This is a genomic window from Bradyrhizobium sp. Rc2d, from assembly GCF_900099855.1.
In the GTDB taxonomy this organism is placed as follows: Bacteria; Pseudomonadota; Alphaproteobacteria; order Rhizobiales; family Xanthobacteraceae; genus Bradyrhizobium.
This window is the reverse complement of sequence record NZ_FNCU01000007.1, coordinates 165,914-187,352: the sequence shown is the minus strand read 5'-3', so window position 1 is coordinate 187,352 and position 21,439 is coordinate 165,914. Positions and strand designations below refer to the sequence as shown.

Annotated in this window: 20 protein-coding genes; 11 read left to right on the top strand and 9 right to left on the bottom strand. The window is 64.8% G+C overall.

The genetic code is table 11. The features are described from left to right. The first annotated feature begins 256 nt into the window (after positions 1 to 256). On the top strand, positions 257 to 1,318 hold the full coding sequence (locus BLV07_RS12410; protein WP_091885293.1) for an MBL fold metallo-hydrolase: 1,062 nt from the start codon (positions 257 to 259) through the stop codon (positions 1,316 to 1,318). A gap of 44 nt (positions 1,319 to 1,362) precedes the next feature. Next, a complete protein-coding gene (locus BLV07_RS12405) occupies positions 1,363 to 1,950 on the top strand; it encodes a HEAT repeat domain-containing protein (RefSeq protein ID WP_091885290.1) in 588 nt (195 codons plus the stop codon). Positions 1,951 to 1,959: 9 nt separating this feature from the next. On the opposite strand, the gene aroQ is transcribed toward BLV07_RS12405, so the two are convergent. After that, positions 1,960 to 2,391: a type II 3-dehydroquinate dehydratase gene (aroQ, locus tag BLV07_RS12400; RefSeq protein ID WP_091885287.1), complete on the bottom strand. Its 432-nt coding sequence runs from the start codon at positions 2,389 to 2,391 to the stop codon at positions 1,960 to 1,962. A 335-nt stretch (positions 2,392 to 2,726) separates the two neighbouring features. Here aroQ and hemA point away from each other — a divergent pair, with 335 nt between their 5' ends. After that, entirely contained in the window at positions 2,727 to 3,956 is a 1,230-nt protein-coding gene (hemA, locus tag BLV07_RS12395) for a 5-aminolevulinate synthase (protein WP_091885284.1), read from the top strand. A 321-nt stretch (positions 3,957 to 4,277) separates the two neighbouring features. Then, positions 4,278 to 7,787 carry a PAS domain-containing hybrid sensor histidine kinase/response regulator gene (locus BLV07_RS12390; RefSeq protein ID WP_091885281.1) on the top strand — a complete coding sequence of 1,170 codons (3,510 nt, stop codon included), beginning with the start codon at positions 4,278 to 4,280 and terminating at the stop codon, positions 7,785 to 7,787. A 36-nt stretch (positions 7,788 to 7,823) separates the two neighbouring features. On the opposite strand, the gene BLV07_RS12385 is transcribed toward BLV07_RS12390, so the two are convergent. From BLV07_RS12385 to BLV07_RS12375, 3 genes are all read right to left on the bottom strand, one after another. Continuing rightward, positions 7,824 to 8,387, bottom strand: a complete 564-nt coding sequence (locus BLV07_RS12385; RefSeq protein WP_091885278.1) for a cytochrome P460 family protein — start codon at positions 8,385 to 8,387, stop codon at positions 7,824 to 7,826. 71 nt (positions 8,388 to 8,458) lie between these two features. Beyond that, positions 8,459 to 9,487, bottom strand: coding sequence for an alpha/beta fold hydrolase (locus BLV07_RS12380; protein ID WP_091885275.1), 1,029 nt, complete (start codon positions 9,485 to 9,487; stop codon positions 8,459 to 8,461). A 35-nt stretch (positions 9,488 to 9,522) separates the two neighbouring features. Then, positions 9,523 to 9,942 (bottom strand): organic hydroperoxide resistance protein, encoded by a 420-nt coding sequence (locus tag BLV07_RS12375; protein ID WP_091885432.1) that lies wholly within the window; start codon positions 9,940 to 9,942, stop codon positions 9,523 to 9,525. Positions 9,943 to 10,141: 199 nt separating this feature from the next. Between BLV07_RS12375 and BLV07_RS12370 the strand changes: the two genes are divergently transcribed. Beyond that, positions 10,142 to 12,982, top strand: coding sequence for an ATP-binding protein (locus BLV07_RS12370; RefSeq protein WP_091885270.1), 2,841 nt, complete (start codon positions 10,142 to 10,144; stop codon positions 12,980 to 12,982). Between the two features lie 6 nt (positions 12,983 to 12,988). Here BLV07_RS12370 and BLV07_RS12365 read toward each other — a convergent pair whose 3' ends face one another. After that, a complete protein-coding gene (locus tag BLV07_RS12365; RefSeq protein ID WP_091885267.1) occupies positions 12,989 to 13,660 on the bottom strand; it encodes a response regulator in 672 nt (223 codons plus the stop codon). 339 nt (positions 13,661 to 13,999) lie between these two features. Between BLV07_RS12365 and BLV07_RS12360 the strand changes: the two genes are divergently transcribed. Continuing rightward, on the top strand, positions 14,000 to 15,589 hold the full coding sequence (locus BLV07_RS12360; protein ID WP_091885429.1) for an MFS transporter: 1,590 nt from the start codon (positions 14,000 to 14,002) through the stop codon (positions 15,587 to 15,589). Positions 15,590 to 15,658: 69 nt separating this feature from the next. Here the strand turns inward: BLV07_RS12360 and BLV07_RS12355 are convergent, their stop codons facing one another. Both BLV07_RS12355 and BLV07_RS12350 read right to left on the bottom strand, forming a co-directional pair. Further along, the gene (locus BLV07_RS12355) at positions 15,659 to 16,132 is read right to left on the bottom strand and encodes a secondary thiamine-phosphate synthase enzyme YjbQ (protein WP_091885264.1); all 474 of its coding nucleotides are present in this window, start codon (positions 16,130 to 16,132) and stop codon (positions 15,659 to 15,661) included. A gap of 154 nt (positions 16,133 to 16,286) precedes the next feature. Continuing rightward, positions 16,287 to 16,808 (bottom strand): hypothetical protein, encoded by a 522-nt coding sequence (locus tag BLV07_RS12350; RefSeq protein WP_091885427.1) that lies wholly within the window; start codon positions 16,806 to 16,808, stop codon positions 16,287 to 16,289. A gap of 358 nt (positions 16,809 to 17,166) precedes the next feature. Between BLV07_RS12350 and BLV07_RS12340 the strand changes: the two genes are divergently transcribed. From BLV07_RS12340 to BLV07_RS12320, 5 genes are all read left to right on the top strand, one after another. Further along, positions 17,167 to 17,541: an AtpZ/AtpI family protein gene (locus BLV07_RS12340; RefSeq protein ID WP_091885261.1), complete on the top strand. Its 375-nt coding sequence runs from the start codon at positions 17,167 to 17,169 to the stop codon at positions 17,539 to 17,541. A gap of 108 nt (positions 17,542 to 17,649) precedes the next feature. Then, a complete protein-coding gene (locus BLV07_RS12335; RefSeq protein WP_091885258.1) occupies positions 17,650 to 18,399 on the top strand; it encodes a F0F1 ATP synthase subunit A in 750 nt (249 codons plus the stop codon). 53 nt (positions 18,400 to 18,452) lie between these two features. Next, positions 18,453 to 18,683, top strand: coding sequence for a F0F1 ATP synthase subunit C (locus tag BLV07_RS12330; RefSeq protein ID WP_007599451.1), 231 nt, complete (start codon positions 18,453 to 18,455; stop codon positions 18,681 to 18,683). Positions 18,684 to 18,748: 65 nt separating this feature from the next. Continuing rightward, on the top strand, positions 18,749 to 19,315 hold the full coding sequence (locus BLV07_RS12325) for a F0F1 ATP synthase subunit B family protein (protein WP_091885256.1): 567 nt from the start codon (positions 18,749 to 18,751) through the stop codon (positions 19,313 to 19,315). A gap of 5 nt (positions 19,316 to 19,320) precedes the next feature. Beyond that, positions 19,321 to 19,806: a F0F1 ATP synthase subunit B family protein gene (locus tag BLV07_RS12320; RefSeq protein WP_091885253.1), complete on the top strand. Its 486-nt coding sequence runs from the start codon at positions 19,321 to 19,323 to the stop codon at positions 19,804 to 19,806. 225 nt (positions 19,807 to 20,031) lie between these two features. Here BLV07_RS12320 and BLV07_RS12315 read toward each other — a convergent pair whose 3' ends face one another. Both BLV07_RS12315 and BLV07_RS12310 read right to left on the bottom strand, forming a co-directional pair. Then, entirely contained in the window at positions 20,032 to 20,682 is a 651-nt protein-coding gene (locus tag BLV07_RS12315) for a hypothetical protein (protein ID WP_091885251.1), read from the bottom strand. A gap of 146 nt (positions 20,683 to 20,828) precedes the next feature. Beyond that, a complete protein-coding gene (locus BLV07_RS12310) occupies positions 20,829 to 21,416 on the bottom strand; it encodes a GNAT family N-acetyltransferase (RefSeq protein WP_091885248.1) in 588 nt (195 codons plus the stop codon). Positions 21,417 to 21,439: the final 23 nt, after the last annotated feature.

Genomic DNA, 21,439 nt, shown 5'->3' with positions numbered 1-21,439 from the left:
CTCCCGCTTGCAGGAGAGGGCTGGGGTGAGGGTGCCTCCGCAATGGGACAGTTCGCAGCTTACTGGGAGTGTCCCGCGAGGAGAGAGCCCCCACCCGGCGCTTCGCGCCGACCTCCCCCGCAAGCGGGAGAGGTAACCGAGCTCCGGGCGCGACTGTCCCACATCGCGGAAAACCGTCGGAATGACCGCTATGCGGCGGCCGCCAGGCATCCTTTTTCGGCTGGCGCCCCGCGCGCGGCGGGGTTAAGCCGGTAGCATGAACTCGAAAACCGACACCGCGCAGTCCTCGGCCGAGGCTCTGCGTTACCCCTGGGAACAGCATCCCGATCCCGAAGAAGTGGTCGAGGTGCGGCCCGGTGTGCTGTGGGCGCGGCTGAAGCTGCCGTTTCGCCTCAACCATGTGAACATCTACCTGCTCGCCGATGGCGACGGCTATGCGATGATCGATGCCGGTTTCGGCAACGAGGAGACGATCGAGGCCTGGACAAAACTGTTCGACGGGCCGCTGAAGGGCGTCAACATCACGCGCCTGATCGTCACCCACTCGCACCCCGATCATGTCGGCCTCGCCGGGTGGATCGTCGAACGATTCAACTGCCCGCTGGTGATGTCGCAGGTCGAATATCTGCAATCGGTCTATCACCAGAACCGCGGCACCGAAGAGCGGCGCGAGGCGCAGCGGCTGTTCTTCCGCCGTCATGGCATGGACGAGTCGCTCACCGAAAAACTGCTCGGACGCGGCCAGGATTATCTCAAGCGCGTCTCGGTGCTGCCGCCGTCCTACCGCCGCATCTCCCACGGCGACGACGTCGTGATCGGTTCGCGCCGCTTCAAGGTGATCACCGGCGGCGGGCACGCACTCGACCAGGTGATGCTCTATTGCGCCGACGACAAGCTGTTCCTCTCCGCCGACCAGGTGCTGAGCAAGATCTCGCCGAATGTCAGCGTCTGGGCGGTCGAGCCCGACCAGAACTCGCTCGGCGAATATCTGGCCTCGCTCGCCAGCCTCACCACGACGCTCCCCTATGACGTGCTGGTGCTGCCCGGCCACGGCGTGCCGTTCTACGGGCTCAAGACCCGCATCAAGCAGCTTGCCGATCACCACGAGGAGCGCTGCCGCCTGATCGCGGAGGCCTGCCGCGAGGTGCCGCAGACCTCGCGCGCCTTGGTGCCAGTCGTGTTCAACAAGCATGTGCTGGACGAGCACCAGATGGGCTTTGCCGCCGGCGAACTGGTCGCCCATGTCAACTACATGATCGTCGAGGGCCGGCTGACGGCCGAGACGCAGGACGGCGTGTTGCGGTTCAGGACGACGTGAGCGCTGGGCCGCCGATGTCCCACGAGGCCATCCGCAGCCTAGTTTTGCGCGACGACGACAAGGCACTGAACGAGCTTCGGACTCTGGCGGCGGCGCGCGATGCCTTCGTGCGGCGGACCGCAATCGAGGTCATTGGACAGCACAAGCGCGGACCCGAACTCCGCGTGATTGTCATTGCTGCCTTTTCCGACCCGTCGGATTACGTCAGGCGCACCGCCTGCGGCATCGTCGAGCATTGGAAGCTTGCCGAAGCTCATGATCCCTTGCTGCCGCTCCTGAGGGAAGCGGAAGCGTCGACGCGCGAGTGCGCGCTCCGCGCCCTTGCGGAGATCTGGCGCGAGACAGATTTCCAGGCGGCGTTCGATCTCTACAGCCGCGATCCGGTGATCAGCGTCCGGAAAGAAGCCGCGTGGACTTTGCGGCAGAACGCCACCGCGGGCGATTGGCGACGGCTGTTCGGTGCCTTTTCCGGAGATCAGCTCCCCCGGCACCGGTCGTGGGCCTGCGAGATCGCCGAGACTTTCGGCGACCCAGATGTCCTGCCCGCGTTGGCTTCACTGACGAACGATGACGACGGGCATGTACGCAAATCCGCAGCGCGCGCCCATCAGGCGATCAGCGCACGCAATTAGCCGCTCACCTCACTTCATATTCGCGATCGCGTGCAGCGCCGCGATATAGCCGTACGGGCCCAAGCCGCAGATTACGCCGGTCGCCACGAACGAGATCTTCGAGTGGCGGTGATATTCGTCGCGGGCGTGGATGTTGGAGATGTGGACTTCCAGCACCGGGCCTTCGAATATCTTGATCGCGTCCATGATCGCCACCGAGGTGAAAGAAAAGCCGGCGGGATTGATGATGATGGCCTCGGCATCCTGTCGCGCCGATTGAATCCAATCGACGAGCACGCCCTCATGGTTGGACTGGTGGAAGGCCAACTTGAGCCCGAGCTCTGCGGCGGCAGCCTCGCAGCTCGCGTTGATCTGCGCCAGCGTCGTCGTGCCGTAGATGTGCGGCTCGCGCACGCCGAGCAGGTTCAGGTTGGGACCGTTGAGGATCATCACACGTTTCATCGGGGCGTCCTTTCGCATGAGCTGTCGGCACGACCGACCCGCGCCCCGCACCGGGGCGAGGCTATGACGTCGGCGCGACCGGCTCCGCAATCATGGACGGAGCCGCATCATGGACAAAATGTCCAAGGCAGCCCTTGCCCTCCCCCGGGTGCCAGTCCCGGCCGGCAGGCCTGTGCTAGACGGTTGATCCAAATCAACAATCGCCGCCGGACCGGCGTTATCAATTGGCACGCGCGCCTTGCCGCAAATGTGCGCAGGCGCATGGACATCGGAGCTGGAAAAGCTCTAAAAATTGGGCGGCCGCCTTGGGCCGAGTTCCGCTGCAGGTTTTGCCGATGGATTACAACGAGTTCTTCAGTTCCGCCCTCGACCGTCTCCACACCGAGCGGCGCTACCGCGTGTTCGCCGACCTCGAGCGCACGGCCGGCCGGTTCCCGCACGCGGTCTGGCACTCGCCCAAGGGCAAGCGCGACGTCGTGATCTGGTGCTCCAACGATTATCTCGGCATGGGCCAGCACCCGAAGGTGGTCGGCGCCATGGTCGAGACCGCAACCCGCGTCGGCACCGGTGCCGGCGGCACCCGCAACATCGCCGGCACGCATCATCCGCTGGTGCAGCTCGAGGCCGAGCTCGCCGATCTCCACGGCAAGGAAGCCGCGCTGCTGTTCACCTCGGGCTATGTCTCGAACCAGACCGGCATCCCGACCATCGCAAAGCTCATTCCGAACTGCCTCATTCTGTCGGACGAGCTCAACCACAATTCGATGATCGAGGGCATCCGCCATTCCGGCTGCGAGCGGGTCGTGTTCCGCCACAACGATCTGGCGCATCTCGAGGAGCTGTTGAAGGCGGCCGACCCGAATCGGCCGAAGCTGATTGTCTGCGAGAGCCTCTATTCCATGGACGGCGACGTCGCCCCGCTCGCCAAGATCTGCGATCTCGCCGAGAAATACGGCGCGATGACCTATGTCGACGAGGTCCACGCGGTCGGCATGTACGGCCCGCGCGGCGGCGGCATCGCCGAGCGTGACGGCGTCATGCATCGCATCGACGTTCTGGAAGGCACCCTGGCGAAAGCCTTCGGCTGCCTCGGCGGCTATATCGCCGCCAACGGCCAGATCATCGACGCCGTGCGCTCCTACGCGCCGGGCTTCATTTTCACCACCGCGCTGCCGCCGGCGATCTGCTCGGCCGCAACCGCCGCGATCAAGCATCTGAAGACTTCGAACTGGGAGCGCGAGCGCCACCAGGACCGCGCCGCCCGCGTCAAGGCGATCCTCAATGCCGCCGGCCTGCCGGTGATGTCGAGCGACACCCATATCGTGCCGCTGTTCGTCGGCGATCCCGAGAAGTGCAAGCAGGCCTCCGACCTGCTGCTCGAGGAGCATGGCATCTATATCCAGCCGATCAACTATCCGACCGTCGCCAAGGGCTCCGAACGGCTGCGCATCACGCCCTCGCCCTATCACGATGACGGCCTGATCGATCAGCTGGCCGAGGCTCTGCTGCAAGTGTGGGATCGTCTCGGCCTGCCGCTGCGCCGGAAGTCGCTGGCGGCGGAGTAGGCGCTCCTTTCACCCTCCCCTGGAGGGGGAGGGTCGGCGCACATTGAGCGCAGCGAAATGTGAGACGGGGTGGGGTGACGGTCTCTCCACCTCGAACGCTGCCCGTGTGGAAAGATCACCCCACCCCGCTCGCGCTGCGCGCGATCGACCCTCCCCCTCCAGGGGAGGGTGAGGGCCGGCCGCTGGCGCTAAGGCTTAACGACAACCCCAGTTCCCGGCCCCACCGGGCATTTCGCTGTCGCTTGCGACCTTTCAACGCGCTAGATTTGCTTGGGAAAATGAGATCGGGCGCTCCAGCGCCCAGGGAGAAGCGCGCTCGCCATGCTGCACGACTGGGGCGTGATCGCCGCCGCCTTCGGCTACATCGGCTTTCTGTTCCTGGTGGCGAGTCACGGCGACCGCCGTTCGCCGGCCGGGCCTGGCCGCGCCTCCGGGCTGATCTACCCGCTGTCGCTGGCGATCTACTGCACCTCCTGGACCTTCTTTGGCTCGGTCGGCTTCGCCACCCGCACCTCGACCGACTTCCTGGCGATCTATCTCGGTCCGATCCTGATGATCGGGCTCGGCGCCGGCGTGCTTCGGCGCGTGATCCAGCTCGCCAAAGCCCACAACATCACCTCGATCGCTGATTTCATCGGCGCGCGCTACGGCAAGAGCCAGGCGGTGGCAGCCACCGTGGCGCTGATCGCCATCATCGGCTCGGTGCCCTATATCGCGCTCCAGCTCAAGGCGGTGGCCTCCTCGCTCGGCACGATCCTGAGCGAAGACCAGGCCTTCTCCCACATCCCGATCCTCGGCGACATGGCGCTGATGGTGACACTGGCGATGGCGGCCTTCGCGGTGTTGTTCGGTACCCGCCACACCGACGCCACCGAGCACCAGCACGGCCTGATGCTGGCGGTTGCGACCGAGTCCATCGTCAAGCTGGTCGCCTTCCTGGCCGCCGGCATCTTCGTCACTTTCTGGATGTTCTCGCCGCAGGAACTGATCGAGCGCGCCATGAAGACGCCGGAGGCGGTGCGCGCCATCAACTACTCGCCGTCGATCGGCAATTTCCTGACCATGACGCTGCTGTCGCTGTGCGCGATCATGATGCTGCCGCGCCAGTTCCACGTCAGCGTCGTGGAAAATTCATCCGACGCCGAGGTCGGCCGCGCGCGCTGGCTGTTCCCGCTCTATCTCGTCGCCATCAATCTGTTCGTGATCCCGATCGCGCTGGCCGGCCTCGTCAGCTTCCCGTTCGGCACGGCCGACCCCGATATGTACGTGCTGGCCTTGCCGATCGAGGGCGGCGCGAATCTGCTCAGCGTCGCCGTGTTCGTCGGCGGACTGTCGGCGGCGACCGCCATGGTGATCGTCGAATGCGTCGCGCTCTCCATCATGGTCTCGAACGACCTCGTGGTGCCCTTGGTGCTGCAACGACGGCCGGAGGGACGCACCGGCGGCGCCGATTTCAGCGATTTCCTGCTGCGCTCGCGGCGGCTTGCGATCTTCGCCATCATGGTAATGGCTTATTTCTACTATCGCGCGCTCGGCAACACCCAGCTCGCAGCGATCGGCCTGTTGTCGTTTGCCGCCATCGCCCAGCTTGCACCAAGCTTCTTCGGCGGGCTGCTGTGGCGGCGGGCGACGGCGCGAGGTGCGATCGGCGGGATGCTGGTCGGCTTCGTGGTGTGGCTCTACACGCTGTTCATTCCGAGCTTCATGGATACCTCGACGACGGGCATCCTGCTGCTCCAGCACGGACCATTCGGAATCGAGGCGCTGCGGCCACAGGCGCTGTTCGGCGCCGATCTGCCGCCGCTGATGCACGGCGTCATCTGGTCGCTGTCGCTCAACATCCTCACCTATGTGCTCCTCTCGCTGGCGCGCCGACCGTCTTCGATCGAGCTGGTGCAGGCCGATCTGTTTGTCCCCAACACGCTCGCGCCAATCTCCCCGAGCTTCCGCCGCTGGCGCACCACCGTCACCGTGCAGGATATCCAGACCACGGTGGCGCAATATCTCGGGCCCGACCGCGCCCGCCATTCGTTCGAGGCCTTCTCGGCGCGGCGCAATGTCCGGCTGGAGTCCGGGGCGCCCGCCGATTTCGAGCTGTTGCAGCACGCCGAGCACCTGATCGCGTCCTCGATCGGAGCCGCGTCCTCGCGCCTCGTGATGTCGCTGCTCCTGCGCAAACGAACCGTGTCGGCCAAGGCGGCGCTAAAGCTGCTCGACGATTCCCATGCGGCGCTGCATTTCAACCGCGAGATCCTCCAGACCGCGCTCAACCATGTGCGTCAAGGCATCGCGGTGTTCGATGCCGATCTGCAACTAATCTGCTCCAACCGGCAGTTCGGCGATCTGCTCAACGTCCCCCCGCATTTCATCCAGTTCGGTACGCCCTTGCGTGAGATCCTGGAATTCATGGGCGTGAGCGATCGGCCCGAGCCGGGCGACCGCGAGGCGATGATCGAACAGCGGCTGGTCGCCTATACCACCGACAGCGAGCCGTATCTCGAACGCCTGCCGGAGCGCCACATGGTGATCGAGGTGCTCACCAATCGCATGCCCGGCGGCGGTTTCGTCATCACCTTCACCGACGTCACGCCCACCTTCGAGGCGGCGGAAGCGCTGGAGCGCGCCAATGCGACGCTGGAAAAGCGCGTCCGCGACCGCACCGAGGAACTGACCCGGCTGAACTCGGAGCTGGCGCTGGCCAAGAGCGCGGCGGAGGATGCCAGCATCTCCAAGACGCGCTTCCTCGCCGCCGCCAGCCACGACATTCTGCAGCCGTTGAATGCGGCGCGGCTCTACATCACCAGCCTTGTCGAGCGCCAGCACAATGGCGAAGAGACCCGGCTGGTCGAGAACATCGACGAGTCGCTCCAGGCCATCGAGGAAATCCTCGGTGCGCTGCTCGACATCTCCCGGCTCGATGCCGGTGCGATGACGACCTCGATCTCGAGCTTCAAGATGGCCGATCTGATGCGCTCGCTGGAGATCGAGTTCGCGCCGATCGCGCGCGCCAAGGGCCTTGAGCTCGCCTTCGTGCCCTGCTCGCTGCCTGTCGAGTCGGACCGGCTCCTGCTGCGGCGCCTGCTGCAGAACCTGATCTCCAACGCGATCAAGTATACCCCGCGGGGCCGCGTGCTGGTCGGCTGCCGCCGCCGCGGCGCCTCGCTCAAGATCTGCGTCTACGACACCGGCGTCGGCATCCCGTCGGTCAAGCGCGCCGAGATCTTCAAGGAATTCCACCGCCTGGAGCAGGGCGCTCGAATCGCGCGTGGCCTCGGGCTGGGGCTCTCGATCGTCGAGCGGCTGGCGCGCGTGCTCAAGCACGGCATTGCCATCGACGGCAATGCAAGCGGCGGCTCGGTATTTTCGGTGACGGTGCCGACGGCGAAGGCGATCACCCACACCGCGGCCGTGACCAGCGCGACGCCGCTGGCACACACGCCGATCTCGGGCGCGCTGATCGTGTGCATCGAGAACGATGCGGCGATACTCGACGGCATGCGCACGCTGTTGAAGGCCTGGGACGCCGAGGTGATCGCGGTCGCCGACCCCGAGGGCGCGATCACCGCGATCGAAGCCGCCGGACGGCGCGTCACCGGCCTGCTCGTCGACTATCATCTCGACCGCGGCAATGGCATCGCCGCCATCCGCGACATCCGCCGCCGCTTCGGCGACGGCATCCCCGCCATCCTGATCACCGCCGATCGCAGCCCCGCCGTGCAAATAGCTGCGCGCGACGAGAAGATCGCCGTGCTCAACAAGCCGGTGAAGCCAGCCTCGCTCCGCGCCCTGCTCGGCCAGTGGCGCACGCAGCAGATGGTGGCGGCGGAGTGAAACAGCCTTGCTGGCGAGGGCCAGCAGGTCTTCCGGTTAGGGTGCCAGCCGCGTGAAGACGTAATCGCGTCCTTTGGCGCGCGCTTCATGGCACGCGAAGCAGGTGCGATGCTGGGCGGCGTCGACCGGCTTGCCGTCGATGAAACGGCCAAACCCCCAGCCGCCGGTGGCGGCATATTTTTTGGAGTCCTTGACCATCACCTGGACCGTCGTGGCAGCGCCGGGAATCGTCGCGGACGCAAATTCAGGAGACTGTGTCCGCTTCCAGGCGCGCTTGACCAGAATGGTGCCGTCCGGGAACGGAAGCTTTCCGGCCTGATAGGCGTCGATTGCGGTCTGGTTGCCGACCACGGCGCGAAGCTCGTCGAGCGGCGCCGCCTCTTCGGCCGGCGCGATTAGCTCCCACGGCTTGTAGCCGGGCGGGATCGTGACGCCGAAGATCGGCGAGGCGTCCGCCGCGCTGCGTTCGGCCGGCCCTTCCGCGGAGGCAATCGTGACGAGATACGGCACGCAGGTCAGGAGCACGACGAGGACGACCACGGTGGGCGCGATCATCGTGGCGTAGGGAGATTTCTTCTTTTCAGGTTCGGATGGCGTCATGAGGTTTCATCAAGCTGGGTTCGACGGGGATCCTCGGTCCAGCCTGGCTGGACCGAGATGCTGACAGATGCTCAGACGCCGTCCGCCTCGATGACGGCCTTGGCAAAGGCTTGCGGTGCTTCCTGCGGCAAATTGTGGCCGATGCCGCCGGTGATCAGGCGAAACTCGTATCGGCCTGAGAACTTCTTGGCATAGACGCTCGGGTCGGGATGCGGCGCGCCGTTGGCGTCGCCTTCCATCGTGATCGTCGGCACGTCGATGATGGGAGCTGCAGCGAGCTTCTTTTCGAGATGCTCGTATTTCGCCTCGCCTTGGGCGAGCCCGAGCCGCCAGCGGTAGTTGTGGATCGTGATCGCGACATGATCCTTGTTGTCGAGCGCCGCCGCACTTCGATCGAAGGTGGCATCGTCGAACTTCCACTGCGGTGAGGCGAGCTTCCAGATCAGCTTGGCGAAATCGTGCGTGTACTTCTCGTATCCGGCGCGGCCGCGCTCCGTCGCGAAATAGAACTGATACCACCATTGTAGTTCAGCCTGCGGCGGCAACGGTGCGTTGCCCGCGGCCTGGCTGGAGATCAGGTAACCGCTGACCGACACCAGCGCGCGACAGCGGTCCGGCCACAGCGCGGCGATGATGTCCGCGGTGCGCGCGCCCCAGTCGAAGCCAGCGACAACGGCCTTCTTGATATCGAGCTTGTCCATCAGCGCGATGATGTCCACGGCCATTGCCGCCGGCTCGCCGTTGCGCGGCGTCTCGTTGGAGAGGAAATGCGTCGTGCCATAGCCGCGCAGATAAGGAATGATCACGCGATAGCCGGCCTTTGCCAGGATCGGCGCGACATCGACGAAAGCGTGAATGTCGTAGGGCCAGCCGTGCAGCAGGATCGCCACGGGACCGTTCGAGGGACCCGCCTCCGCATAGCCGATGTTGAGAACGCCGGCATCGATCTGCTTGATCGTGCCGAAGGACGCATTCGCTGCGGAGGATCGTGGCGCTTCCGTCTCGGCGCGGGCGAGATCGATCACGCCGAGTCCGACGGCGACGGTTCCCGCGGCGACGCCAAAGAACTTGCGGCGATGCTGGTCGATGATCTGCTTCATGGTGGGGTGCTCCCTTTGGGGTAGATGATGGTGCGTCAGATCAGCGCGACCGTGACGTCGATGTTGCCGCGGACGGCCTTGGAATAGGGGCAGGTTTGATGCGCTTCATCGATGATGCCGCGCGCAATCTCGCGATCGAGACCCGGCAGACTGACATTGAGGCGCGCCCTCAGCGAGTACGCGCCCTCCTCGAGCACGAGATCGATCTCCGCGTCGATCGCGCATTTCCTGGGAAGATCCATCTTGCGCTTGCGCGCCGCGATCTCCATCGCGCCTTCGAAACAGGCCGACCAGCCGGCCGCGAACAATTGCTCGGGATTGGTGCCGATGCCTGCACTGCCCGGCGGCGACAGCTTGACGTCGAGGCGACCGTCGGAACTGCGCGACATGCCGTCGTGTCGACCGCCGCTGGTGTGTGTCTTGGCCGTGTAAACCAATTTTGCCGCGTGCGTCATGAAGCTCTCCTTGCCGTCGCGCAACTGACTAGCAGCGGCTGCCGCAGGACACCCGTTTTGAGTTGTGAGAAGTTGTGAGGCCTCAGTTCGCGCGCCTCACAAAGGCCTGCATCCACGGTCTGATGCCGATGCAGGGAGACGCCTTGCCCGATCGCAACCATCTGCTATCGGGTCCCCTGGAAAGGATCAGGATTTCGCCATGACTGAACCGGCCGGGTCTGCGGTGGGAGCCCTATCGTTCGGGCCATTCACCGTGACGCCGCATGAACGGCTGGTGACGCGCGACGGCGTCGCGCTGCCGCTCGGCGCGAAAGCCTTCGACATGCTGATCGCGCTGATGTCGCGGCCGAACGAGGTCGTCAGCAAGTGGGATTTGATGGCGCTGGTGTGGCCCGGCCTGACCGTTGAAGAAGCCAGTTTGCGCTTTCACATCGCAGCCCTTCGCAAGGCGCTCGGCGACGGCAAGGACGGCGCACGCTACATCACCACGCTATCCGGCCGCGGTTATTGCTTCGTGGCGCCGATCTCGCAGACAATCATCCCGCCAGAGCGTCGCCCGGCACCGCAGGGCGGCCTGTCGCCGGTGAAGCTGCCCAACCGGCTGCAACGGATGGTCGGACGCGACGATGCGATCGCCGCCGTCTCGGACAAGCTCATCGCCTCGCGCTTCGTCACGATCGCCGGCCCCGGCGGCGTCGGCAAGACTGCCGTGGCGATCGCGATCGCGCACGACCTGCTCAAGACCTTCGCCGATGCCGCTCACTTCGTCGATCTTGCCGCGCTCAGCGATCCCGATCTCGTGATCACCTCGATCCTGCTGATGCTGGGCTTGCCGGCGCAGACCGACGATCCCTTGCCCGCGCTGCTCGCGCATCTCCACGACAAGAGGATGCTGCTGATCCTCGATAATTGCGAGCACGTCATCGCCGCTGTGGCGCCGCTGGCTGCGGAGATCTTCCACGCCGCGCCGCATGTCCATATTCTGGCCACGAGCCGCGAAGCCCTGCGCGTCGAGGGCGAGCAGGTCTATCGATTGGCGCCGCTCGCCGTTCCGCCGGACGGCTCCGGACTCACCGTCGCTGCAGCGCGGACCTATTCCGCACTTCAACTCTTCCTCGAACGCGCCACCGCCAGCGGCGCGCAGATCGCGCTCGACGATGCCAATGCCGCGATCATCGCAAGGATCTGCCGCAAGCTCGACGGCATGGCCCTGGCGATCGAGCTCGCCGCCGGCCGGGTCGAAGCCTATGGCCTGGAGCAGACGGCAATGCTGCTCGACGAGCGCCTCAATCTGCTCTGGCAGGGCCAGCGCACCGCGCCGCCGCGACAGAAGACGTTGCGGGCGACCTTGGACTGGAGCTACGGGCTCCTGTCCGACCCCGAGCGCCTGGTGCTGCGCCGGCTTGCGGTGTTCGCCGGGCACTTCACCATCGACGCCGCGCTCGAGGTCGTCCCGGACGAACGCGTCGATCGCTCCCACCTGTTCGACGCCATCGACAGCCTCGTCGCCAGGTCCATGGTCGCGCCGCGACCGATCGGCGCAATGATGCGCTACCGCCTGCTCGACACCACGCGCGCCTATTTGCTCGAGATCGAACCGAACGACGCGGAACTCGCCGCACGTCATGCCACCTACTACCGGCAATGGCTGGAGCAGGCGGGCTCGACATGGGCCATGGTGCCGAGCGCCGACGAACGGGCGATCCACTTCTCCGCACTTCATAACGTGCGCGCAGCGCTGGACTGGTGCTTCGGCACGGACGGCAACGCCAGTATCGGCATTGCGCTCGTCGCTGCGGCGGCACCGATCTTCCTCGCAATGTCGCTCCTGATCGAATGCCGGCGTTGGTCGGAACGGGCGCTGCTTGCGATCGATCCCTCCTCGCGCGGCAGCACTGAGGAAATGCACATCCAGGCTGCCCTCGGCCTCACTTTGATGTTCACGCGGGGCGGCAGCGAAGCGGCGCGCACCGCCCTGAGTCGGAGCCTTGCGATCGCGAAGGCGCGCGGCGACGAGATCAACCGGCTCCAGCTGCTCGGCCGCATGCATATCTTCCACGAGCGGATGGGAGAGTTCGACGCCGCGCTCGGTTACGCCCGGCAGAGCCTTGCCGTCGCCGAGGCGCTCGGCGATGCGGCCTCGATCGCACTCGCCCATTCGCTTCTGGGCGTCTCGCTGCATCTGGCCGGCGAGCATCGCGATGCGCTGACGATGCTGGAGGCCGCCTGGCAGGGGCCTGGCACGGAACGGATCAGCACGGTCTACGGCTTCGATCATCGCAACCGGGCCGGCATTTCGCTCGCACGAGAGCTTTGGTTGCAGGGCCGGCCCGCGCAGGCGCAGCAGCTGGCGCGGCAGACGGTCACCGAAGCCGCGCAGATGGATCATCCCATCACGCTCTGCATCGCGCTGATCTGGGCGGTCTCGATCGACCTCTGGAACGGAGATCTCGACGGCGCGGAAGCGAACATCGACCGCTTCATCGCACACGCTGAATCGCGCTCGATGGGCCCGTACCTCGCGGTCGGCCGAGGTGTCAAAGGCGAGCTGGCAATCCGGCGGGGAAACGCCGCCGCCGGCGTCGAGACGATCAGGGCTTGTCTGCGCGAGCTCCACGATGCCGGCTACGAGCTGCTCACCACGACCTTCAACATCGCGATGGTTCAGGGCTTGTTGGCACTCGGACAGATCGAGCAGAGTGCACGCCTGGTCGACGATGCGATCCGCCTCGTCGAGCAAAGCGGCGATCACCTCTTCATGCCGGAGCTACTGCGGATGAAAGGCAGAGTTCTGTTGTCGCTACCGCAGCCCAGGACTGAGCAAGCCGAAGCCCATTTTGTGCAATCCCTGGATTTGAGTCGCCGCCAAGGCGGAAAAGCCTGGGAGCTGCGGGGAGCGATCGATCTTGCCGGGCTATGTGCCGAACGCGGGCAGCGCGAGGAAGCGAAACGATTGCTCCAATCGACCCTCGAGGGCTTTGCCGAGGGCTCCGAAACGGCGGATATTAGCGCGGCCAGCGCGCTTCTGACGACGCTGTAGCGGCCCTCACCCCGTCGGAGTGCCCTGCTTCCATTGGCCGCCGGCGATCTTCGCGGCGGCAATGACGGCCTGAGTGCGGCTCTCGACGCCGAGCTTTTGCAGGATGGCCGAGACGTGCGCCTTGATGGTGGCCTCGGAGACGCCGAGCTCGTAGGCGATCTGCTTGTTGAGGAGGCCCTCCGAGAGCATCATCAGGACACGGACCTGTTGCGGCGTCAGCGTCACCAGGCGGTCGCGCAGGCGGGTCATGTCGGGGTCGGACGCGGCCGACAGATCGGTGTCGGCGGGAACCCAGACGTCGCCTTCCATCACCTTGAGGATGGCGTCGCGCAGCGTCTCGACACCGAACCGCTTCGGGATGAAGCCGGAGGCGCCGAAATCGAGCGAGCGGCGGATCGTGGCGCTGTCGTCGGAGGCCGAGACGATCACGACCGGGATCGCCGGGTATTGCGCGCGCAGATAGATCAGGCCGGAAAAGCCGGAGATCCCGGGCATCGAGAGGTCGAGCAGGACCAGATCCACGTCGGAGGTCTGTTCCAGCAACTTGGTCAGATCCTCGAACGATCCGGCCTCGTCGATCCTGGCCGAGGTCAGGACGCCCGCCACCGCCTGTCGCAGCGCGTCGCGGAACAGGGGATGATCATCGGCAATGACGAGATGGGTCGTGGGAGCGTTCATCGTTCTCTTGCTGTCGTTCGCGACCGGCCGACGAGTCGATGCGGCGGCGGGTCAATTCTTCCCTGCCCGGCCGTGGCATGCAAGTGCACATTATCCCTTTGCTGCAAAGGGGTTAATCCACAATCTCGTCCGGCCGCGCCGCACCCGATACCAGCACCGTCAGCTGCGCGTCAGTGCGCAAGGCCAAAAGTCGTATTGGGGAGGGTTTCACGGCGATGTTACCTTAACGATCAGGTCGCCCGGCTTTCCGACAGCAGCCGGGTCGCGAAACAACCGTTTGGGGAGCGAAAACTGATGACCATGGCTGCGACCGCGGACGGGACCGTCCGCACCCGAGGGATGACTGGCGAAGAGCGAAAGGTCATTTTCGCCTCTTCACTTGGCACCGTCTTCGAGTGGTACGATTTCTACATCTACGGCACGCTCGGCGCCTTCCTGGCAAAATACTTCTTCTCAAACGTGCCGCCGAATGTCGGCTTCATCTTCGCACTGCTCGCCTTCGCAGCCGGCTTTGCAGTCCGCCCCTTCGGCGCGCTGATTTTCGGCCGGCTCGGCGACATGATCGGCCGCAAATACACGTTCCTCGTCACCATGACGCTGATGGGCGTCGGCACCTTCTTCATCGGTCTGCTGCCGGGCTATGCGAGCTGGGGCCTCGCCGCACCGATCGTGTTGATTGGTCTGCGCCTGATCCAGGGCCTGGCGCTCGGCGGTGAATATGGCGGTGCGGCGACTTACGTTGCCGAACATGCCCCGCAGAACCGGCGCGGCTATTACACGTCGTGGATTCAGACCACCGCGACGCTCGGTCTGTTTCTGGCGCTGCTGCTGATCCTCGGCATCCGCACCGCGATGGGCGAAGAAGCATTCGGCGATTGGGGTTGGCGCATTCCGTTCCTGCTCTCCGGCGTCCTGCTGGCGGTTTCGATCTGGATCCGCTTGAGCCTGAACGAGTCGCCCGTGTTCCAGCGCATGAAGGAAGAGGGCAAGACCTCGAAGCGCCCGCTCACCGAAGCCTTCGGCGAATGGAGCAATGCCAAGATCGCTATCTTGGCGCTGTTTGGCGCCACGGCCGGTGAAGCGGTGGTGTGGTACGGCGGACAGTTCTATGCCCTGTTCTTCCTCACCCAGACCCTGAAGGTACCGGCCGTGTCGGCGCAGATCATGATCGTGGTTGCGCTCGCCCTGGGTACGCCCTTCTTCATCATCTTCGGAATTTTGTCCGACAAGATCGGCCGCAAGCCGATCATCCTCGCCGGCTTCCTGCTTGCGATGGTGACCTACTTCCCGATCTTCAAGGGCATCACCCACTTCGCCAATCCGAAGCTCGAAGCAGCGCTGGCAGCCTCGCCGGTGACGGTAATCGCCGACCCCAGCGAGTGCTCGTTCCAGTTCAAGGCAACCGGCACTGAGAAGTTCACCACCGGCTGCGACATCGCCAAGGCCGCACTGGTGAACTTGTCGGTGAACTACCAGAACCAGGATGCGCCGAAGGGCACGGCGGCGACGGTCAAGATCGGCGAGCAGACGCTTACGGCCACCTCGCCCGATTTCGCCAAGGCTTTGCCCGCAGCGATCAAGGCTCATGGCTATCCGGCTTCCGCCGATCCGAACGACATCAACTATGTCATGACGACGGTCCTGCTCTGGATTCTCGTGATTTACGTGACGCTGGTCTACGCGCCGATCGCCGCCTGGCTGGTTGAGCTGTTCCCAAGCCGAATCCGCTACAGCGGCATGTCGCTGCCCTACCACATCGGCAACGGCTGGTTCGGCGGCTTCCTGCCGGCGACGGTGTTTGCGATCGTGGCTGCTACCGGGAACATCTATTCCGGCCTGTGGTACCCAGTCGCCATTGCCGCGATGAGCCTGGTGATCGGTTTCCTGTTCCTGCCGGAAACCAAGGATGTCGACATCAAGCAGATCTAGTTGAGATCAGCCGGAACCAAGGCTCCGGCGATCAGACACGAACGGCCGCGGATTCCGCGGCCGTTTTGCTTATGACGTCGCGCCGACGAACTGCAGCACGATCTCGCGCCGATGCGGCCGGCTGCGATGTTCGATCAGATAGATCGCCTGCCAGGTGCCGAGCGCGAGCTTGCCGTTCAGGACCGGGACCTGAAGCGAGGCACCCGTCAGCATCGTCTTGATATGCGCGGGCATGTCGTCAGGCCCCTCGGTGTCATGCATCCATCCGGCGTTCTCGGGCGCGAGCCGAGACAGCGCCGTGCTGAGATCGGCGAGCACGGAAGGGTCGGCATTCTCCTGAATCGTCAGCGAGGCCGAGGTGTGGCGAATGAACAGCGTCAACGCGCCCTCGCGCGCGTGGGCTTCAGCGATGAACTTGGCTGCCTCGCTGGTCAGATCGGTGAAGCCGTGACCCGGCGCCTGCACGGTGAGCAGCGACGATGTGACGGTGGCGGCCTGCACCGACGAGGGCGCCGAACGCGTTACAGATTTGCCTGATGTCATCAAAAATCCCTCCGGAAGCGCCGTAGGGTGGGCAAAAGGCGCAAAGCGCCGTGCCCACGTCTTGTCTCGTCATCGTGGAAACATGGTGGGCACGGTGCAAGGCGCCTTTGCCCACCCTACAAGAGCTCAATGCTTTGGCCGCGCGAAGGGGTCCTCAAATCTTCCCCGACACGTCCTTCTGCACGCGGTTGGCCATGTCGATAAGCCGGCGCCAGGCTCTTTCCAGGAACGACATCACGCGGTCGACATCCTGGTCGCTCGGCAGCGGGATCTCGATCTTGCGCTCGCCCTCGGCGGCTTTCGGCTCCGCCTTCTTGAGCGGATCGGATTTCGGCAGCGGCTCGTCGATCTTGCCCGATACCGTCGGCCCGGCCGCGAACTGGCCCTTCAGCTTCTCGACTTCGGCCTGAAGCCGGCCGATCTCGGCATCGAGTGCGGACCGCTCGTCAGGCACCGCGTAGCAAGCCCAGCCGGCGCCGTTCTTGGTGCAGGTCGACATGGCGCCGGTGCGGGTGTCGAGCCGCAACACGCCCTCGGGGATCGGCGTCATGCTGTAGCGGCCGTTTTCACTGTCGGGAGCGGATTGCGCGGCGACGAAGCCGCCGCTGACGACCATCACCACGGCGAATGTCGCTCCCGCAAACCATGATGTTGTGGATGACGTCACAGGTCTCATCTTGCGCTCCGCCACGACGTGCAGGTGGCACTTTCGTAATTCTACACCCGCCGAGGCCATCCGCCGCCCAAAACGCACCACCGATATCAACGACCACGACGGTCCCTTTGATCCCGGCAGCGCGGCGAAATGGCGGCTGCATCCGCCGATCATGCGAAGAGCTGCTGCGGTGCGGCGTCACGCTGTGTGCAGCGCTGCTGTGTGCGCCAATATCATCAACCAAATCAGATACATAACGGAAAGCGACGCAATCGTGACTTGGCTTGACTTGATTATAGGCCATCAGTATGGTCCGCGCGGCTTTTGAGGGTGGCGGGCGTAATTTCCATTCAGCCGCGGCGTTTCGGGTCTTCGTTGCATGACACAGGGCACGGGACACGGTGAGAATGGAGATCGCGATAGATCGTCCGAGGAAGCTGCGCTTTCCGAACGGCTCGGAAGTCTTGATCAGCGGTTGTCCGAACTTCGGGACCGGCGGAGCAAGACCGAGCAACCCGCAGGTGACGGTGAAGACGGAGCGGCCAGAGCCTCGGCGATGGCGCTTGGTTTCCGGTTATCCTCGGAGTTGGTCGCCGGCGTCGTTGTCGGAGCGGGGATTGGCTGGGGGTTCGACCGCTTGCTGTCGACGTCGCCTTTCGGATTTATCGTGTTCCTGCTGCTGGGCTTCGTCGCCGGCGTGGTGAATGTGGTGAGAACGGCGGGCGCGGGTCAAAACAGGCGCGGTGGTTCTTAAGCGATCCCCAAGAGAGGAATGATCGTGCCGGCTCGCCGGTACGGGCCGGCCCGGCCGGCAGACCGAGACCCGCCGGCATCGCCCGGCAGACCAAGAGATGCCGCGCTGATGAAAATCGACCCGATCCACCAGTTCAACATCGAGCCTCTCTTCACTCTGGGCCATATCGGCAATCATACGATCGCCTTCACCAATTCGTCGCTCTACATGCTGGTGGCCGTGGCGATCATCTCGATCCTGATGCTCGCCAGCGGCACGCAGCTGATTCCCGGGCGTCTGCAGTCCGTCGCAGAAATCTCCTACGAATTCGTCGCCTCGACCATCCGTTCGACGGCCGGCGCGGAAGGCATGAAGTTCTTCCCGCTGATCTTCTCGCTGTTCATGTTCATCTGCGTCTCGAATCTGGTGGGTATCATCCCCTACACCTTCACGGTCTCGAGCCACCTGATCGTCACCGCGGCGCTTGCGCTCCTCGTGTTCTTCACCGTCCTGATCTACGGCGTCTACAAGAACGGCCTGAAATTCTTCAAGATTTTCGTTCCCCACGGCGTCCCCATCTACATCCTGCCGCTGGTCATGTTCATCGAGGTCCTGTCGTTCTTCCTGCGGCCGGTCTCCCACAGCGTCCGTCTCTTCGCCAACATGCTGGCCGGCCACATCGCGCTGAAGGTGTTCGCAGGCTTCGTCGCCATGCTCGGCTTCTCGCTCGGCGCCATCGGCTGGGTCGGCGGCGTGCTGCCGCTGGCCCTCACGGTCGCGCTGACCTCGCTCGAGATCCTGGTCGCGTTCCTCCAGGCCTATGTGTTCGCGATCCTGACCTGCATCTACCTCAACGACGCCATTCATCCGGGACACTGAGCGGTCCGGGGAATTTCCACCCACAACGCAATCTTTCTTCCAAGGAGTCTAAAATGGATCCGGCAGCAGCAAAACTTATCGGCGCGGGCATCGCGTGCATCGGCATGGGCGGTGCGGGCGTCGGCGTGGGCGTGATCTTCGGCAACTACCTCGCCGCAGCCGTTCGCAATCCGTCGGCCGCTCAGGGCCAGTTCGGCAACCTGATCTTCGGCTTCGCCGTGACCGAAGCGCTCGGCATCTTCTCGCTGCTGATCGCGCTGCTGCTGCTGTTCGTTCCGCTCTGAGGACGAGGTTTTTCGCGCCGTTCCAGTCCATGGGACGGCGCGCGTGACAGCAACAGGAGAACTCCATGGCTGAGAGTCATGGCGACGCAAAAGGTCCGGCGGCGGGCGCTCACACCGAGGCTGACGGTGGTCACCACGGTGGCGGTTTTCCGCCGTTCGAGAGCAGCAGCTTTGCTTCACAGCTGGTGTCGCTCGCGATCTTCTTCGTCCTGCTTTACGTGATCGTGTCCAAGCTCGCTCTGCCGCGCATCGGCGGTGCGATCGAGGCGCGGCAGAACAAAATCGAGGGCGACCTCGCCGAAGCGCAGAAGCTGAAGGACCAGTCCGACGCGGCGCTGAAGGCCTATGAAAGCGAGCTCGCTTCGGCGCGCACGCGGGCACAGGCGATCGGCAACGAATCCCGCGACAAGGCGAATGCGCAGGCGGACGCCGCGCGCAAGGTTCTGGAAGAGCAATTGGCGGCCAAGCTCGCCGGGGCGGAGAAGACCATCGCCTCGACCCGCGCTGCCGCCATGAGCAACGTCCGCGGCATCGCGGCGGATGCGGCAGGCCAGATCGTGCAGCAGCTCACCGGCGTCGTTCCCGACGCAGCGTCGGTCAATGCCGCGGTCGATGCGTCCTTGAAGGGTTAGTCGAGATGTTCTTCGAACCTGAATTTTGGGTCGCCGTCGCCTTCGTGATCCTGATGGTCGTGTTCGGCTATCTCGGGATCTTCAAGACGGCGATGACCGCGCTCGATCATCGTGCCGACCGCATCAAGGCCGAGCTCGACGACGCCGCACGTCTCAAGCAGGAGGCAGCCAAGGTGCTCGCCGACTACAAGGCGCGCAGTGCCGCGGCCGAGCGCGAGGCTGCCGACATCATCGCCAATGCCAAGTCCGAAGCCGAGCGCATCGCGGCCGACGCCAAGGCGAAGATGGAAGACTTCGTCGCCCGCAGAACCAAGACCGCGGAGAGCAAGATCGCGCTCGCCGAGGCCCAGGCGCTGGCCGATGTCCGCGCCGCAGCCGCCGAAGCCGCCGTGCAGGCCGCCTCGACGATCCTGTCGCAGTCGGTCAAGGGCCAGGTCGCCGACGACCTGCTCGCCAAGGGCATCAACGAGGTTCGGCAGAAGCTGAACTGAGGGGGGCGCCTTCACCAATCAAAAAGCCGGCGCGATGAGCGCCGGCTTTTTTGTTTTCGACGCCACGTCAACAAGTACGGTGTCATCACCCGCGCAGGCGGGTGATCCAGTACGCCGCGGCCCCTCGGTTCTAACCTTGCTGTCTCGGATTACTGGATTGCCCGCCGGAGCGCTCGCAGAAGGCGAGATCCGGTGGCGGGCAATGACAGCTGAGGTCGTAGCCAATTACTTCCTCTTCCGCCCCTTCGGCTCGGGCGAGAGTGCCTGCGGGTCGAAGCCGACATAGAAGATGTAGGAATCGGCGACCGCTGCCGAGGGCATCGGGTAAGCCAGGTCCTCGGCGACGAAGGTGAAGGGCACGCTGCCGCCCTCCGACATCTCGACCGTGGTCCGGTAGGCCTTCGAGGCGATCACCTTCTCGCCGACGCCGCCCTGCACCACTGCAATACGCAAGGGGACCTCGACCGTCGCAGGCGCGCCGGCGGGACCGGCGATGACACGGCCCTGGATTCCGATCCGGGCGGTGATATCGCCGCCGCTCCGGGCGCATTCGCGCGCCATTTTGGTGATCGTGGCCTGGAAGCGGATCTCATTGCCGACGGCCGGCTTGCCGCTGGCACCAACCGCATAGGTGGAGGCGCCGGCGCGCACGGTGACCTGCGGGCAATCGACGTCGTCATCGGCTGGCTGGCCGGGCGCGGGCGCCGGCTTGGGCTGGGCCGGCTCGTCGGACTTGCCTCCGAACAGGCTCTTGAAGCGGTCGCTCAAGGACTGGGCCGCCACCGGCGAAACGGACGCGAGCGCAATCGACAACGCCAGCGCGACCGCCGTCCCCTGCCGCAACGCATTCCGCGATGACCGAAGCTCCTTCACCATCGACACCCATACTCCATGACAGCATTCCGGCCGATCGCAGGCCGGCCCGCGCCGTTATATCGCCAAAATCGGCGAACCCAAGGCAGGTAAATTACGGCAGCAAGCAAGGCGGGGCGACCAAGACTTTGGCCGCAGGAGGTGGCGGCTCAGCCGCGAAAATCCTCATGCAGCAGGCCGAACAGCAGGTGATCCTGCCAGATCCCGTTGATGCAGAGATAGCGGCGCGCCAGCCCCTCGCGGGAGAAGCCGCACTTCTCCAGCACCCGGATCGACGGCGCATTGGTGGGGATGCAGGCGGCCTCGACCCGGTGCAGGTTGAGCTCGCCGAACAGCGTCGGCAGCAGCACCCGCAGTGCCGCGGTCATGTAGCCGCGATGGGCGTAGGGCTGCCCAATCCAGTAGCCGATGGTGCCGGCCTGCACGATGCCGCGCCGGACATTGGCCAGCGTGATGCCGCCGACCATGGCGCCGTCGAGCTCGCGAAAGATCAGAAAGGGATAGGAACGATCCGCGGCGATGTCCTCGGAATAGCGGCGCAGACGGCGGCGGAAGCCGGACCGGGTGAGATCGTCCGAGGGCCAGATCGGCTCCCAGGGCGTGAGGTAGTCGCGGCTGCTTTCGCGCAAGTGAGCCCATTGCAGGAAATCCGACATCTGCGGAGCGCGCAGCAGCAACCCGTTGCCGCGCGGCACGAGGGCGGCGGGTCCACTGGATGGCAGGCGAAAGAGGGCCATGGTGATGCTTCCGGGGGCGGCGC